The sequence below is a fragment of the Mammaliicoccus sp. G-M28 genome (genome assembly GCF_022386595.1).
Taxonomy (GTDB): Bacteria; Bacillota; Bacilli; order Staphylococcales; family Staphylococcaceae; genus Mammaliicoccus; species Mammaliicoccus fleurettii.
The window spans coordinates 19,745-35,449 of record NZ_JAJNIF010000008.1 but is presented as its reverse complement, the minus strand read 5'-3'; the positions used below and the strand labels follow the sequence as shown (position 1 = coordinate 35,449).

The 15,705-nt window shown below is 30.4% G+C and carries 13 protein-coding genes; 3 read left to right on the top strand and 10 right to left on the bottom strand.

Annotated elements, in window-relative coordinates; genetic code table 11:
* The first annotated feature begins 3 nt into the window (after positions 1-3).
* Positions 4-567, top strand: coding sequence for a DUF3267 domain-containing protein (locus LQ609_RS08465; protein WP_107509874.1), 564 nt, complete (start codon positions 4-6; stop codon positions 565-567).
* A 71-nt stretch (positions 568-638) separates the two neighbouring features.
* Positions 639-1,607, top strand: coding sequence for a peptidylprolyl isomerase (locus LQ609_RS08460; RefSeq protein ID WP_239734580.1), 969 nt, complete (start codon positions 639-641; stop codon positions 1,605-1,607).
* Between the two features lie 840 nt (positions 1,608-2,447).
* Here the strand turns inward: LQ609_RS08460 and yhaM are convergent.
* The 10 genes from yhaM to LQ609_RS08410 all read right to left on the bottom strand — a co-directional run bounded on the left by yhaM (position 2,448) and on the right by LQ609_RS08410 (position 14,744).
* A complete protein-coding gene (gene yhaM / locus LQ609_RS08455) occupies positions 2,448-3,389 on the bottom strand; it encodes a 3'-5' exoribonuclease YhaM (RefSeq protein ID WP_078357620.1) in 942 nt (313 codons plus the stop codon).
* Complete coding sequence (locus LQ609_RS08450) at positions 3,386-6,319, bottom strand: ATP-binding protein (protein WP_239734579.1); 2,934 nt, start codon at positions 6,317-6,319, stop codon at positions 3,386-3,388. Before LQ609_RS08450 ends, yhaM begins: the two co-directional genes overlap by 4 nt.
* Before the next feature lie 4 nt (positions 6,320-6,323).
* On the bottom strand, positions 6,324-7,508 hold the full coding sequence (locus tag LQ609_RS08445; RefSeq protein WP_078357622.1) for a metallophosphoesterase family protein: 1,185 nt from the start codon (positions 7,506-7,508) through the stop codon (positions 6,324-6,326).
* A gap of 218 nt (positions 7,509-7,726) precedes the next feature.
* Complete coding sequence (locus LQ609_RS08440; RefSeq protein WP_078357623.1) at positions 7,727-8,095, bottom strand: YlbF/YmcA family competence regulator; 369 nt, start codon at positions 8,093-8,095, stop codon at positions 7,727-7,729.
* Between the two features lie 74 nt (positions 8,096-8,169).
* The gene (locus tag LQ609_RS08435) at positions 8,170-9,300 is read right to left on the bottom strand and encodes a DUF445 domain-containing protein (protein ID WP_078357624.1); all 1,131 of its coding nucleotides are present in this window, start codon (positions 9,298-9,300) and stop codon (positions 8,170-8,172) included.
* A 64-nt stretch (positions 9,301-9,364) separates the two neighbouring features.
* A complete protein-coding gene (xdrA, locus tag LQ609_RS08430; RefSeq protein ID WP_078357625.1) occupies positions 9,365-9,823 on the bottom strand; it encodes an XRE family transcriptional regulator XdrA in 459 nt (152 codons plus the stop codon).
* A gap of 165 nt (positions 9,824-9,988) precedes the next feature.
* A complete protein-coding gene (locus LQ609_RS08425) occupies positions 9,989-11,263 on the bottom strand; it encodes a dicarboxylate/amino acid:cation symporter (RefSeq protein WP_078357626.1) in 1,275 nt (424 codons plus the stop codon).
* 167 nt (positions 11,264-11,430) lie between these two features.
* Positions 11,431-12,060 (bottom strand): LuxR C-terminal-related transcriptional regulator, encoded by a 630-nt coding sequence (locus LQ609_RS08420; protein ID WP_078357627.1) that lies wholly within the window; start codon positions 12,058-12,060, stop codon positions 11,431-11,433.
* An 18-nt stretch (positions 12,061-12,078) separates the two neighbouring features.
* On the bottom strand, positions 12,079-13,188 hold the full coding sequence (locus tag LQ609_RS08415) for a GAF domain-containing sensor histidine kinase (RefSeq protein WP_078357628.1): 1,110 nt from the start codon (positions 13,186-13,188) through the stop codon (positions 12,079-12,081).
* A 17-nt stretch (positions 13,189-13,205) separates the two neighbouring features.
* Positions 13,206-14,744, bottom strand: coding sequence for a bifunctional GNAT family N-acetyltransferase/carbon-nitrogen hydrolase family protein (locus tag LQ609_RS08410; protein ID WP_078357629.1), 1,539 nt, complete (start codon positions 14,742-14,744; stop codon positions 13,206-13,208).
* A gap of 104 nt (positions 14,745-14,848) precedes the next feature.
* On the opposite strand from LQ609_RS08410, the gene LQ609_RS08405 reads away from it, so the two are divergent.
* Positions 14,849-15,670 (top strand): RluA family pseudouridine synthase, encoded by an 822-nt coding sequence (locus LQ609_RS08405; protein WP_078357630.1) that lies wholly within the window; start codon positions 14,849-14,851, stop codon positions 15,668-15,670.
* Positions 15,671-15,705: the final 35 nt, after the last annotated feature.

The window sequence follows — 15,705 nt, the reverse complement described above, 5'->3', positions numbered from 1 at the left end:
CTTATGTTTGTTTGTTCTAAATCAATCAATATACACTCTCGGTACGGACTACAGAGAATTGTATTAATTAGTGCTTTAGTATCATTTTTAACATTTATAGTCACTTACGAAATATTTAATTATATACAAACTCAACCATTAAAGGACGATAAGTTTATTTTATTCTTATTCGTCCTTTGCTTAATTTATCCAATCCATAAATTACTGCATTTGATTGTACTCATTTATTATCGTAAGTCATTTAAAATGAATAAAACGACTAAGGCGAAACGTGCATTACCACTATATAATATTAGAGTGGATCAACCAGTTAACAAAATTGTATTTTGCTTTGCACTTGTATGTCCTTTGATTACGTTAACTACCCTATCACTTGTGTTAATAAATATTATTCCACAGTATGGTCATTACATTCTCTTTATAATGTCTATAAATACTGGTATATCCATCATTGACTTACTATATCTGAAAATTATTTTATTTACAAAAAGAGGAACATATATCGAAGAAAGAAAGAACGGAATTGAATTGTTAACAAAACGTTCACTGGATACGCAACAATTATAGATAAATTTTTGTAATTAAATTACCAAATATGCTATATTTATCATTGTATTCTTACAAAAGGAGTTCTATTAATGAAATCAATTAAAAAAATGGTGTTACCTATAACACTTTCGGCATCAGTATTAACTTTAGGCGCTTGTGGTAACGGTTCAGACAACTCTGGAGAAACTTTAGTAGAATCTAAAGCTGGAAATGTTACTTCACAAGATGTTTTAGACAAAATGGGTAACAATGAAGTAGCCCAAAATGCATTCCAAATTGTACTTAACAAAGTCTTAAAAGATAAATATGATGACAAAGTTGATACTAAGAAATTGGATAAACAAGTTGATAAACAAATCGAGCAATATGGTGGTAAGAAAAAATTTGAAGAAGCACTTCAACAAGAAAAACCTGGTGCAACTTTAGAAGACTTTAAAGATTCTCAAAAAACTTCTAAATATCAAGAAGAATTCATCAATGATGCAGTAAAAGTTTCTGATAAAGAAATAGATAAAAACACTAAAAAAGGTTCTCATATCTTAATAAAAGTTAAATCAAAAGATTCACAAGATGGCATGAGTGATAAAGCAGCTAAGAAAAAAGCTGATGACATACTAGCTCAAATCAAGAAAAACCCAGATGACTTCGAAAAAATTGCTAAAAAAGAAACACAAGACGAAGGTACTAAATCTAAAAACGGTTCACTTGGTTTCGTAATGAAAGGTCAAATGGACGAAGCATTTGAAAAAGCATTATTTAAACTTAAAGACGGTGAAATTTCAGATGTTGTTAAATCGCAATACGGTTATCATATTATAAAAGCCGATAAAGGCGAAGCAAGTAAAAAAGAAAAAGAGAGCCTTAAAGAACAATATCGTCAATTGAAAATTCAAAAAGATCCTAAAATCATCATTAATGCATACAAAAAATTATTAGATGAATACAAAGTAGATTACAAAGATAAAGAAATTAAGAAATCTATAGAAGATAACATTTTAAACGAAAAAGCATTACAGCAACAACAAATGCAAGCAGCACAACAACAGTCTGCTAGCTAATAGTACACAAAAAACCTCATTATTGAAATGAGGTTTTTTGTGTATAAATATAGGTTCTCTTACTTACACTTCTACTGACTTGTGTGAATATAGTTACCCTTGCTCACACTTCTCTCTACTTATGTGAATATAGGCATCCTTACTTACACTTCTCTCGACTTGTGTGAATACAGATACCCTTGCTCACACTTCCTTCGACTTGTGTTAACATAGGCATCCTTATTTACACTTCTTTCCATTTATGTGAATATAGGCATCCATACTCACACTTTTCTCAACTTATGTAAATATAGACACTTAAGATTAATTGCCTTTAACATAAATGTCCTAGTATTTTAATGAGAATCATTTAGCTAACTCTTAGAGACACCTGTTTTCTATATAAAAATAAATATTACCAACGATTTTGTAAGTGCGGACGCCTGAGGGAATAGTATGCGTGAGAGACTACAGGCTCGAGCCATACCCCTTGGCAAATGCATGCACATACAAAATCGTAAGATTTAAAAAAATAAATATTACCAACGATTTTGTAGTGCTGACGCCTGAGGGAATAGTATGCGTGAGAGACTACAGGCTCGAGCCATACCCCTTGGCAAGCATGCACATACAAAATCGCAAGATTTAAAAAAATAAATATTACCAACGATTTTGTATAGTGCGGACGCCTGAGGGAATAGTATGTGTGAGAGACTACAGGCTCGAGCCATACCCCCTGGCAAATGCACATACAAAATCGTAATATATAAAATAAGCATATCACTTAACTGAATTCTTCAGTTTTATAGTGATATGCTTATTTATTTTGAGTTAGGAAATATGCTCCAGTCTCTAATATTATTAATCCAATGATTCTGGCTTATAAAATTGTCTATTTTCTAATGCAAAGATTCGTTCTGTAAATTGACCTTTATCTACTTTTTTAAGGTGTTTTTCAAACATCATCATTCTAGCATCAATATTATCAATAAAGTGCAATATCTCCGCTTCTTTAACCATTGGTAATTTTGGTGATCCATATTCTAATTTACCGTGATGACTTAACACTAAATGTCTTAGCAACAATACTTCTTCGCCTTCTATATTATGCTCTTTAGCTACTTGTGATATTTCATCACTTACTATTGAGATATGACCTAATAAATTACCTTCTACTGTATAAGTAGTAGCGACTGGACCTGATAGTTCTTTTACTTTTCCTAAGTCATGTAAAATAATACCACTATATAATAAACTTCTATTTAGTATTGGATATATATCACACAATGCTTTTGCTTGTCTCAACATTGTTACAACATGATAACTTAATCCTGAAACGAAGTCATGATGATGTGAACTTGCTGCTGGGAATGTGAAATATTCTTTTTGATATTTTTTAAGTAATATACGAGTTATTCTTTGTAGTTTAGCATTTTCAATATCTAATAAAAATGTCATAATTTCTTCTGACATTTCATCTATTGTTAATGGCGCAGCTTCTAAAAAGTTTTCTAATTTTACACCATCTTCTTCTACTGCTACTCTAAACTGATTTATTTTCATTTGTTTACGACCACGATAATCTATAACGTCGCCTTTAACTCTTACAATTGTCTCCGGTACAAGTAGTTTAATATCTTCAGCTGTTACAGTCCATACTTTAGCTTCTATATCACCACTCTTATCTTTCAAGTAAAGTGTCATATAAGGCTTTCCTTGGGCTGTTACTCCTTGATTTGCACGATGTATTAAGAAATAGTGGTCAACTGTATCTCCTGGCTTTAATGTTTCTATTGTTCTCATTTACTCTTAGCTCCTTCTATTTTTGTCAGAGTTATTGTTTGCTTTTGAGGTACATTCTGGTCTTTATTACATGTAAAGTAAAGTATTTGAATATCTTCTGACATACTCATTAAATATTTAATCATAATTTCTTTACGGTGTTTATCAAAGTGAACAAATGCATCATCAACTATTATTGGGAATGGATAATATTTATGCAATGATTTTATAAGGCTAAATCTAAGTGCAATGTATAACAATTCTTTTGTAGACTGACTTAACTCTGTTGGATGGAATACTTGACCATTTTGATGTCTTACTTGAACATTTTGTTCTTCATAGATAACTTGAGTATATCTGCCTTCAGTTAATGTATTTAAGATATCAGTTGCATCTTTTACGACATAAGGTAATCTTTTATCTTTGATTTGCTTAATATGCGCTTCTACTAAGTTTTGTAAATAGCTTAACGCTGCCCAATCATTAGCAGTTTCATTAACTTTATCTTTAAGTAAATGATATTCATGTCTTAATGCAGATAATGTTTCATCAGTTTCCATGTGATTAATTTTAGCATTTAAATCACTAAGTTCAGCTTGTACATTTAAATAATTATCATTGTATTCGTCTACTTGAAGTTCTAATTGATTTCTTTCATTTTCTAAATCTGTTTTAGTCATATAACTAAGTTGAGTATTTTTATCATAATCATAATTTTGATTATTTAGTAACGCTGTTAAATAGTCAAATCTCTCCATGTCCTCATTATAAGAAATATATGCTTTATAATGACGATAATACGCTTCTTCATCGAATACATTAATGTAACTAAATAGTGAATTTATGACGTTGTTATTTTCGTCCAATCTTTCTTTTAATGCATTAATTTCATTAGTTAGTAGTGCTTGTTGCTCAATATTTCTTGATTGAATATTAAATTCTTTTTGATGTTCATCTAATGCTTGTTTTACATCGTGGAATAATGAAATCTTTTGGTAATGTAATCGTGCATGACTAACAATACTTTCTGCTTCACGGTAAAACGCTTCAAGATCCGAATTCTTTTCATCTCTTAATTTAGTTAATCGATTAATCTCTAATCTGTTTTGTTTAATTTTCTTAATTGTTGTTAATGCGTCGTTTAACAACTGAGATGATAGTTGATTTGAAACATGAATACTAGCTTTAGTTTCTTGTAATGCACTTTCTTTATTATCAATAATTGCTTCAACTTTTTCTAATTCTTTCTTCAATTCAGACTGCTTTGAAGATAAAATTTCTTGTGACTGATAATAACCTTCCAATTCTTGTCTGATCTTCGTTTGTTCATCTAAGTTAAAATCTAAATCATAAAATTGTTTTAGATGTTTAACCTTTTCCTCTAATTCGTCAATTTCTTTAGAAAAAGCTTGGTCATGGTCTAAATCTTTTGATTTAATAAAGAATGATAAAACGACTAATATAATCCCTACAATTGCGAAAATGCCACTAAATAAAACTTGAGAAGCAATGAATGCATATATTGCGATTGCGATTAATAATAAACCGCCTATTACTGAAAATAGTCGATATTGCTTACTTCTTTTTTCACTTTCTTCTTTTTGCTTAATGAAACTTTCTTCCATTTTTTTATAAAGTGACTTCTTCTCACCTAGTTCTAAAGCTTTTTGATTATAAACTTTCTTTTGTTCATAGTTCTCATCAGACACTAAATCGTTATGTAGTCTATCGATATTGTTATTATATCTTTCTCTTTCAATATCAAGTTGGTTCATAGAACGTTTAATTTGCTCACGTTCTGCTACATTTTCTTCTTTAATTCGATTCACTTCTGCAATATGCGTCTTCATAGCTTCAGATGTATCAACATCTAAATATTCATCATTCCAGCCGATATCTTGGCGTAACAACTCGTTATCTCTTTCAGAATCATCAATTTGTTTATTTAGTTGTTTTAATTCTTGCTGTTTTTCTTTAATATCCGATTCACGTTGTCTAATACTATTTAAGGCTTTTTCATCTCTTTCAGACATGACTTTTACGTTATCTAATGTATGTACTACTTGTGCAAGCTTTTCATTTCTTAAGGTTAAGTCACGCTTAATACTTTCATTAGAACGAACTGCAGATTCATATCTTTCAATACCTTGTTCAGGGAATTCATAAGGTTCAATATTTAAATTACTCTCTAGTTTCTTCCATTCTACAACTTCATTATGTAAAGATATTTCCTTTTCTTTACTTGTTAATCTATTTGTAAGATTTCCAAGATTATCTTTTAACTGATTAAGTCTTCTAGATATTTTATCTCTTTCATCTTGTAGTCTTTCATATTCAGATAGTTTCTTTTCTTCGTTTTTAATTTTTATTTCTAAATCGTTTAATTGTTCTAACTGAACATTTAATACAGGATTCTTACCGTTCTTTTTGTAAAGTGCTTCTTTTTCACTTTGCATCAAATCACTCATACCCGTAAATTCAGTTGATCCTAAAGCACCAGCTTGCAATAAATACATTTGAAGTTGATCTTCAGTTAAATTTTTATGAATATCTTGCAACCCTAATACATTAAATGAGAATATTCCTTGGTATGTTTTTTTATTTATAAAATTAATCTTTTGTTTGAGCCATTCTTCGTCTTTTATTTTGCCGTTTGAAAGATACACTTTGACGTCACCTGTTACACGGCCTTTAACTCTTTCTACTTCTACTTTTTGTCCATCGAATTCAAGTTCTAATTTACCACCATACTGATTACCAAGTCTTGGCTCTAATCTTGGCTCATTCTCTTTTTTTGTTGGAAAACCAAATAGTATTGAATGTATAAATGCTTGAATAGTAGACTTACCTGCTTCGTTCTCACCATATATTTGCATAAAACTTTGATCAAATTTAATTTTTCTAGACATGAGTTGGCCATAGCCATAAATTTCTAAGGATTTAATTTTCATCGCTTTAACCTCTCATTCTTCTTTTTAAAATAGCTTCCCCACGTTCAATTAATGCTTCTTTATCTACATCACTGTATGGATCTAAGAAACGATTGGCTTTAGGGTTCATATATAAATCACTTAATGCATTTTCAAGAATGGTTTCATCTTGTAAAATATCATCGTTAAATTCATTTGCTAATGCAACTTCAGAGTCTTGTTCAAAAAAGACATTTAGTTGTTCTATAAAAATAAAGTTTGTTTGATTTTCTTCATATTCTTGAATGAGCTGTATCACTTGATTGATTTCATCTTGTTTAAGTACTTCATCGTGTTTAACATAAACATCTAATTGGTAAAATGCTTTACCTTCAGTACGTACGCTATCTTTGAATTTTTGAATTGCTTCATATAAAGCATGTTTACCTTGAGCTTTAGTTTCTATTATTGCTTTTTCAAAACGTATGTACTGGGTTGGTTTAAAAGTAGCCTGTAATTTAGATTCATCACCTTCAACAAGCAAATATCCTTTTTCACCTTTTTCTTTAAAGTGGCGAGCTTGTATATTACCTGAATAATGTATTTGAGAAAGTTCACTAATCATTGCTCTTTCATGTATGTGGCCTAATGCCCAATAATGGTATAACTTGCTATTTAAGTCTTCAATATTAAATTCAGTATATCTTTTCTTTACGTCTGAAGCTTGCGAATAAGTACCATGTAATACACCAATATGTATACCTTTATTACCGGTTGATTCAGGATATTCATCAACTTTATTTTCATAACTTTGATCTTTTTGATAACTAAATCCGTGTAAATAAACAACTTGACCATTTCTAGTGATCAGTTGATATGTAGATACTTTGTCAGTAAACACCGTCACATTCTCTGGCCATAAAGTATGAACACCTACAGATAAAGGATCATGGTTACCATGTATAATATATACAAATATTTGTTCTTGCTCTAGTCTAATAAACTGCTCTCTTAAAAACACTTCTGCTCTAAGCGTTCTATTATCTTGATCAAATAAATCTCCTGCAATAACAACAAAATCTACTTGTTCTTTAATAGCTTCATCTACAATTTTTGTAAAGCTATTATATGCACTTTGTTTTACGTCGTTTAAAATAGAAGGGCTTAAATAATGTCTAGACTTAAATGGACTATCAAGGTGTAAATCCGCGCAATGTATAAATTTAATCATATACCTAACCTCTTTCAATTTTAGCTCATTCTTAATTATTTTATTCAAGCTCAAACAATAGAATAATCAGATTTTATAAAGACTTTTAATGCTTTAATTTTACCATATTCCAAGACTATACGATACATTGGACGAACAAGAAAGCAGACTTACGACAATAAAAAAACCTTATTAGATACAAGATTGTATCTAATAAGGTTCACAAGAAAGATAATATATTAACCTTCTTGGTTTTCTTCAAGGCTACCATAGATATCTTCTAATGGTCTCATGATTACACGGTTTAAATCTTGAATTAATTGACTCATAGCTTGTTCAGCTTGCATTAATTCAGCGATTGTTTCATTTTGTTCAATTTCTTGAGCAGATTTTTGAGCTCTAGCGATATCTACTTCTGAAATTTCTTCGCCTTGCATTTGTTTTGTTTGTAATTCTAATTGAATTTCACGGAATTCATCGAATAATTTTTTAGTTTCAGGATTTGCATTAACTTTTTCATATTGTTCTTTAATTTTGTTATATTCTTCACTTTCACGTAAAGTTTGTTCTAGTTCATTTGCTTTGTCGTAAATGTTTACTTCTGCCATAATAAATTCGCTCCTATATTAAATAAATGTATTAGAATATCAATTCCAATAATACTGTATCACACTTCTACTTCTTATACAAAAATAGCGATTATTCCTTGTAATAATCCAATAATTCCACCTAATACAAAACCAAGTAAAGTGATTAATTTTAATTCTTTATTAGAAATTTCGATAACTAATTTTTCTAAGTAAGATAATTCAAATCTGTCAATTTGACCTTTTATTAATTCGGCTAATTTCATTCGTTCTAGTATCAAACTAATATTGTCTCCTACTTTACGAATCATATACTCAATAAATCTCTCAGTACCTTCACCTTCCATATAAACGAATAAGTTTGGTACTAACTCGTAAAGTGGTGTATTTAAATAGCGATTAACATTTATAGAATGAGTTAACTCTTCAGCAATTAATAATTTAGCTTTGTCTTTCCTTTCACTTGTTAACACATCTTCTAAAGGTTTAGACATCCACTTCTCATATTGTTTTTGGACTTGTAAATCAATCATATTTTCAATTTTTTCTTGTTTGATGACATTTTTAAGTTCTTTCTTCACTCTATCCACTATCTCTTCGGTTGTCATAAACATTTGTATCATACCGACCATTTTCCCTTTTTGCTCAAAAAATTCTTCTACCATCGAATGAATATCTTGCTCCCCTTTTTCAGAAGATAAATATTCATCAATTTTAGTTAAAATTTCTGGTGTCACACGATTAACTTGTTGACTAAGTTGTTCAAATATTTCAACTGGTATCAGACTTTGAAGTTGTTCATTCTTATGAGTTTCATAATATTTATCAACTTTTTGTTGAATTGTAGTGTTAAGCGTATTATTAATTTTTTCTTCTAGCGGATAATCAATTCTATCTACAAAGTGTTGTATAGTATACTTTTTCTTTTTCAATGTATCAAATTGAACTTTAATGGTATCTTCTAGAACATGTTGTGTACTAGGATTAACAAGTTTCTCTTTAAATACTTCTGGAGTGAGAAGATGCTTTGTAACCATTTCTCCAACTTTTTCTGATAATTCGTTTCTTCTTTTCGGTATTAAACCTGGAGTGAATGGCAATTTATAGCCAAACAGTCTTTTTTCGTGGTAAGGATGGAATAACATTTTAATTGCAATAAAATTTGTGAATCCACCTATTATCGCACCAATTACCATCATGCTTATAATTGTTAAAATTGTTGACATTGGAATTCTCCTTCTAAAAAAGCTACTTCTTTAGAATAATCTAAGAAGTAGCTTTTAACAAATATTATACAAATAATGATTGTGTCTTACGTAAGAAATAAGTTTCTGCTTCACGTTTCTTAGCAGTTCCGAAGATAGGTTGGCGTTCTTCATTTAATACTCTATACAAATCTGTTTTTTTGTTTGATTGTAAAATATATCCTGATTTAGCATCAAGTGTTACCCAATAAATATCACTCGTGTTGTCATGGTTAGGGTATGCACAATGATGACGAGATATAATTTGAATAACTTCTAATGGATCACAGCCAAATGTTGTGTTTAAAACATCTGAATCTCTAAATAAAGCACATATAGAAACACATGTTGTCCAGTTTGGTAGAACTCTCTCTTTTTCAATTTGTACTAAAGTCTTTTTAGATAATCCAACTGTATTCGCCATAGTATCCTGAGTATAACCTGCCTCAATACGAACCATTTTAAATTTTGTTTGGATTATCGTTGTAAATGTTTGTTTATCCATCTATATCTACCTTTCTTCTTAATATATATTATTAATTGATTTAATATGTTGCAAAAATACACGATTTTTTTCAGCACAAGTATCATCATAATACATTTCAGGACAAAATAAAAGAGGTAAATTGAATTTAATATCAATTTACCCCTTTAATACGTTAAATTATAATTATTTTGCTAACTTTGATTTTTCTCTTTCAGATAAAATTAACGCACATGCTGCATCACCTGTAATATTTACAGCCGTTCTTGTCATATCAAGTAGTCTATCTATACCTATGATCATACCTATTGCTGCTGGGTTTATTCCAATTGATGTTAATATCATAGCTAACATTACTAATCCTACTCCTGGTACACCTGCTGTTCCAATAGAAGCAATTACTGCGATAAGAACAACAGTAATCATTTGCATAACAGTTAAGTCTATGCCAGATACTTGAGCAATAAAGATAGTGGCAACACCTTGCATAATTGCTGTACCATCCATATTAATGGTTGCGCCTAACGGCTGTACAAACGAACTAATTTCTTTTCTTACACCCATATCTTTCGTACATTCTAATGATATCGGTAAAGTTGCATTTGAACTAGATGAACTAAATCCTACAGTCATTGCTGGGAAGAATTTTTTAAAGAACCATAACGGATTCTTACCACCTAGAATTTTAACAGCGCCACCATATACTATAAAGAAGTGAACCGCTAATGCTAATAACACTACAAAGAAGTACATTCCGAGTTGTTTAATTGCTCCAAAACCAGCGTTAGTGAAAGCTGTTGCAACAAGTCCAAATGTTCCTATTGGTGCAAAGTAATTCATGATCATTGTTACGATATACATGAGTATATCGTTAGTCTGCTCAAATACTTTCCTTACACCTTCAACTTTCGTACCGAGTGCAATCATTCCTATACCAATAAAAATAGCAAACGTAATAATTGGAAGCATATCTTGTTCAACCATTGATTGCATTGGATTTTTAGGGAACAGATTAATCAATGTTTGATCGAACGTTTGATTTTCTGGTGCAGCCGTATCACCTGACTTAGCTTTTTGCTCTTCACCATATTTTTTTACTTCTTGACTATTCAATAAATCTGAATGTCCGTCACCTGGTTTAAATACTAAGGCTAATGCCATAGCTATTATAATTGCTAATGCTGTAGTAGTTAAGAAAAATATTACAGTCTTAAGTCCTATACCACCTAATAACTTTGGATCACCCACACCAACTACTCCAAGCACAATTGACACAAATACTACTGGTACAACAAGCATAAAGATTAAATTAAGAAATATTTGACCTAGTACATTAAATACATACTGATTAGTATTTTGAACAAATCCACTGCCTGCATACATATTAAAAATTGACCCGACAACAATACCGAGTATTAAGGCTATTACGATTTTTAAAGTTAAATTTTTTGTTACCTTCATCTACAAATTACCCCCTATATAATATAAAATCATTTCTCCCTTGTAGCTTATTATACTTTAAGCGCTTTCAATTTGTAAATTTATTTTTTAAATTCATTTTTAATTCAATAATAAAATACGAGTAAGTATTGAATTTTTCAATACTTACTCGTATAAAATTAAAAATTTTAATTTATCAATTGATGTTCCATTGCGTATACTGCTGCTTGTGTTCTATCTGATACTTTCAGTTTGTTTAGTATATGACTCACATGTGTTTTTATTGTTTTTTCAGATACAAAAAGTGTTTCTGCAATTTCTTTATTTGTTTTTCCTTTGACCATTTCGGCTAATACTTCAAGTTCTCTCTTCGATAATTTATTTTCTCTATGTGGTTTTTGAGAACTTTCAGTTATAATCGACTGTACTTTAGGATGAATTTTCTTCTCTCCATTTAGTACTGTTCTAATTGTTTGTATAAGCGCTTCAGGCTCTACATCTTTAATTTCATATCCATCTGCTCCTTTATCAAGTGCAGATATAACATGTTCTTCATCATAAAAACTTGTTAGAACTAATATCTTGATATTTGGATACTTCTTTTTCACTATTTCAGTTATTTCAATACCATTCATTTCAGGCATCACTAAATCTAATAGAACTATTTCAGGACTTTCATTATTCTCCAAGTAATCTAATAACAATGCCCCACTTGAAAAGTCTGCTAGAATATCAAAGTTTGGAACAGTATCTAATAAAAACCTTAAACCTTGCCTTACTATATGATGATCATCTACTAAGATTATTTTATTACTCATATGTGATACCCCTAACATTTATAGTGGAATAGATATAATGATTTCCGTTCCTTTATTCAATTCAGAGTTTATATCTATGCGACCTTTCATAAATTGAACTCTTTGTTTCATATTTTTAAGACCATGTGAGAGGTTATTTTCTAATTTATTATTTTCGAAGCCTCTTCCTTCATCTATTATACGCGATTTAAATTCATATTTATTTTGTTCTAAATAAATTTTTGCACGTTTTTGTCCAGAGTGTTTATTAATATTATTCAATGATTCTTGAATAATACGGTAAATATTTTCTTCCATCGTATTAGGTAAGTCTATTAAACCTTCTACTTCAAATTCTGGTTCTATATGAATAAATTGGCTATATTGCTTAATTGCTGCAATCAATCCTTGTTCTAAGCCTATCGGTTTTAATTGCCATATAAGTGCTCTCATCTCATTAACAGCACTTTGACTCGTATCTTCTATAGTTTGGAAAGCTTCCTTAGCTGCTTGTTGATCGTTTAATCCTTTAGCTGCATGAGCTGTTATTTTTAAAGAAAACAACATCTGATTAACTGAATCATGTAAATCTCTAGCAAGCCTGTTTCTTTCGTTAATACGAGCTGCTTCTTTTTCTTGATCAGTTAGAAAAATACGTTTTATAGCTGAACCAATTTGAAATGCTACTGATTCTAGTAGTTCTAAATCTTCTTCAGAATATCGTTTCGTATTAGGAGTAGCAATATTCAATAATCCAAATTGTTCATTACCTGACCTAAGAGGAACCGTTGCATGATGCGTTATACCATCAGTTTTGTCGTGATGCTCTTTAGTAGCTTTCACAATTCTCGAACATGAAATAATATTTGAAGCTTTAGTTAACTTTTTATTTTGATATGCAGTAACACACCAACACGTACCCTCAGTCATATATTGGCATTTATTGTGTGTTAGTGCTGGTGGTAAGGCTTCTTCAGCAACTAACTCGTGTTTACCCTCTTCATCAATAAAAAATATCCAGCCAGTATGAAAATTACTACCACTCACTAATTTTTTGAGAGCTCCATGCATCATGCTGTACATTTCTGTCTCTTCATTTAAAAATTCTGCTATTTCTTTTAAGAGACTTGTACGTGTTGGTTTCTCCATATACATCACCTTTAGTATTATTGATTGTGCGTTACATTATATACATCATGTCTTCTATCTCTAAGATGTCTTACTGTCCCATTTTCTCTACCTCTTCTTAATACTTCTAAGTCTATTTCACCTATAGCTACCATTTCTAGATTTTCACCTGTTTCTCCTACTATGCCATCACGTGCAAAACCATAATCAGATGGTGAATATATTGCTGAAGCACTATATTGTATGTCCATATTTTCAGTTTGCGGTAAGTTACCACAAGTTCCTGAAGTTACGGTATAAATTTGGTTCTCAATAGCTCTAGCCATGCAACAATATTTTACACGTAAATAACTTTGTCTATCTTCAGTTGAAAATGGTGTAAATATTATTTTTGCTCCTTTTTCTGTAGCTATTCTTGCCATTTCTGGAAATTCGCTATCATAACAAATTTGTATTGCGATTTTTCCACAATCTGTATCAAAAACTTCTACACCATTACCAGGTGACACACCCCACCATTTTCTTTCATTAGGTGTTACATGTATTTTATATTGTTTTTCAATAGAACCATCACGACGGAATAAGTAAGAAATATTATATATGTCTTCTCCTTCTTCTACGAAATGAGAACCACCAATTATATTTATATTGTATTTCATAGCAAATTGATTAAACATCTCTATATATTGAGATGTATAAGTCGTTAATTTTCTAATAGATTCAGCAGGATTACTTTGCTCATCGAAACTCATTAATTGAGTAGTTAAAAGCTCGGGGAACACAATAAAGTCGCTGTCTGCATCATAAGCAACGTCAATGAAATATTCTATTTGATTAGCAAATTCTTCAAAAGAATTAATTTTTCTCATCATATAGTTAACTGTACATATTCTAACTGGCTCACTTGTTTTAAAATGAACGTTACTACGTGCGATATAATCAGGATTATTCCATTCCATTAAAGTAGCATATTTCATACTTTTAACATCATCATTTAAATAATTAGGATTAATTCGCATTAAAGTAAAATCATTCATCAATTGAAATGTTAAGACTGGATCTTTAATTCTATGTTTAATTACGCCTTGCACATATTCTCTTGGTGTTAGTTCATCACTATATTCATGATAGTTTGGAATTCTTCCACCAATTATAATACTTTTCAAATTTAGTTCATAAGCAATTTCGCGTCTTGCTTCGTATAATCTTGCGCCAACTTTCATTCCTCTATACTCAGGATGAACCATAACTTCTATTCCATATAGATTATGACCATGATCATTATGATTTGTTATATAGCCGTTATTCGTAATACTATCCCATGTATGTCTATCATCATATTCATCAAAATTTATTATAAGAGATGAACATGAACCTATAATTTCACCTTCAAATTCAACAACTACTTGTCCTCTTGGGAACATTTTTAAATGACTTTCTAAATGTGCTCTTTCCCATGGTTCCATTCCTGGGAAACATTTAGATTGTAGTTCAATAACTTCGTCTATATCTTCAAAAGTCATTTGTCTTGTATTAATACTTACATTAAATTCATTATTATCGATTGATTTTGACATGAATGATACTCCTTATCTAATTTTCTTGTTATACTAATTATAGCTTATTTTTAGTTATAATATAATTTTTCCTGATTTTAAGAGAAATATTCCTGGAGGACACTATGCAAATAACAATACCATCAAAACATGAAGGTCAAACAATTGAAGAAATGTTCAAATCTTTACACCTTCCTAAAAAAGAACTACACCTTTTGAGAATGTCAAAAGAGATTACGATAAATGAACAAGCAAGCACATTAAGAGATAAATTAAGTGAAGGAGATAAACTTTACATTCCTACTCTTAATGAAACGAGTCAGTATGTATCGAGTTATCGATTGGCTGAAGTTAAATATGAGGATGAATATTTAGCAATTGTTGTTAAACCTAAAGGCGTAAAGACGCATCCAAACGATTTAAAGGAAGCAAACACACTTATGAATCATGTAATTTATACATTAGATTCAGATTATACTGAGCCTGTTCATAGGTTAGACCAAGAAACAGTCGGCTTATTATTAGTAGCAAAGCATCCGATTGCTAAAAAAATATTAGATCATATGTTAGAAGATAGAAAAATCACTCGAACATATAAAGCTCAAGTCGATAGTTTGTTACCACTTAAGCCACAATCGATAGATATGCCAATAGGTAAGGATAAATTCCATCCAAATAAAAGACGTGTATCACCAACTGGTCAACGAGCAATTACACATATTATAGAAAGTCATATGTTAGATGAACATACAGCTGAAGTAGAGTTGAAATTAGATACTGGTAGAACACACCAAATCCGTGTACATTTAGCAGAAATAGGACACCCAGTCGTAGGTGACCCTTTATATAACAATAGTAAACTTAGACAATTAAAATTACACAGTTATAAAATAGAATTCGAACATCCATTTAAAGATGAATTCATCTCAGTTACTTTAGACGATTAATATAAAAACAGCCCTCCCAATCCTTCAGTTATCAA

Excerpts from the sequence above, each read along its gene's own strand:
- LQ609_RS08465 (WP_107509874.1), top strand. The coding sequence starts at position 4 with ATGTTTGTTTGTTCTAAATCAATCAATATACACTCTCGGTACGGACTA.
- LQ609_RS08460 (WP_239734580.1), top strand. The coding sequence starts at position 639 with ATGAAATCAATTAAAAAAATGGTGTTACCTATAACACTTTCGGCATCA.
- yhaM (WP_078357620.1), bottom strand. The coding sequence starts at position 3,389 with ATGAGAACAATAGAAACATTAAAGCCAGGAGATACAGTTGACCACTAT.
- LQ609_RS08450 (WP_239734579.1), bottom strand. The coding sequence starts at position 6,319 with ATGAAAATTAAATCCTTAGAAATTTATGGCTATGGCCAACTCATGTCT.
- LQ609_RS08445 (WP_078357622.1), bottom strand. The coding sequence starts at position 7,508 with ATGATTAAATTTATACATTGCGCGGATTTACACCTTGATAGTCCATTT.
- LQ609_RS08440 (WP_078357623.1), bottom strand. The coding sequence starts at position 8,095 with ATGGCAGAAGTAAACATTTACGACAAAGCAAATGAACTAGAACAAACT.
- LQ609_RS08435 (WP_078357624.1), bottom strand. The coding sequence starts at position 9,300 with ATGTCAACAATTTTAACAATTATAAGCATGATGGTAATTGGTGCGATA.
- xdrA (WP_078357625.1), bottom strand. The coding sequence starts at position 9,823 with ATGGATAAACAAACATTTACAACGATAATCCAAACAAAATTTAAAATG.
- LQ609_RS08425 (WP_078357626.1), bottom strand. The coding sequence starts at position 11,263 with ATGAAGGTAACAAAAAATTTAACTTTAAAAATCGTAATAGCCTTAATA.
- LQ609_RS08420 (WP_078357627.1), bottom strand. The coding sequence starts at position 12,060 with ATGAGTAATAAAATAATCTTAGTAGATGATCATCATATAGTAAGGCAA.
- LQ609_RS08415 (WP_078357628.1), bottom strand. The coding sequence starts at position 13,188 with ATGGAGAAACCAACACGTACAAGTCTCTTAAAAGAAATAGCAGAATTT.
- LQ609_RS08410 (WP_078357629.1), bottom strand. The coding sequence starts at position 14,744 with ATGTCAAAATCAATCGATAATAATGAATTTAATGTAAGTATTAATACA.
- LQ609_RS08405 (WP_078357630.1), top strand. The coding sequence starts at position 14,849 with ATGCAAATAACAATACCATCAAAACATGAAGGTCAAACAATTGAAGAA.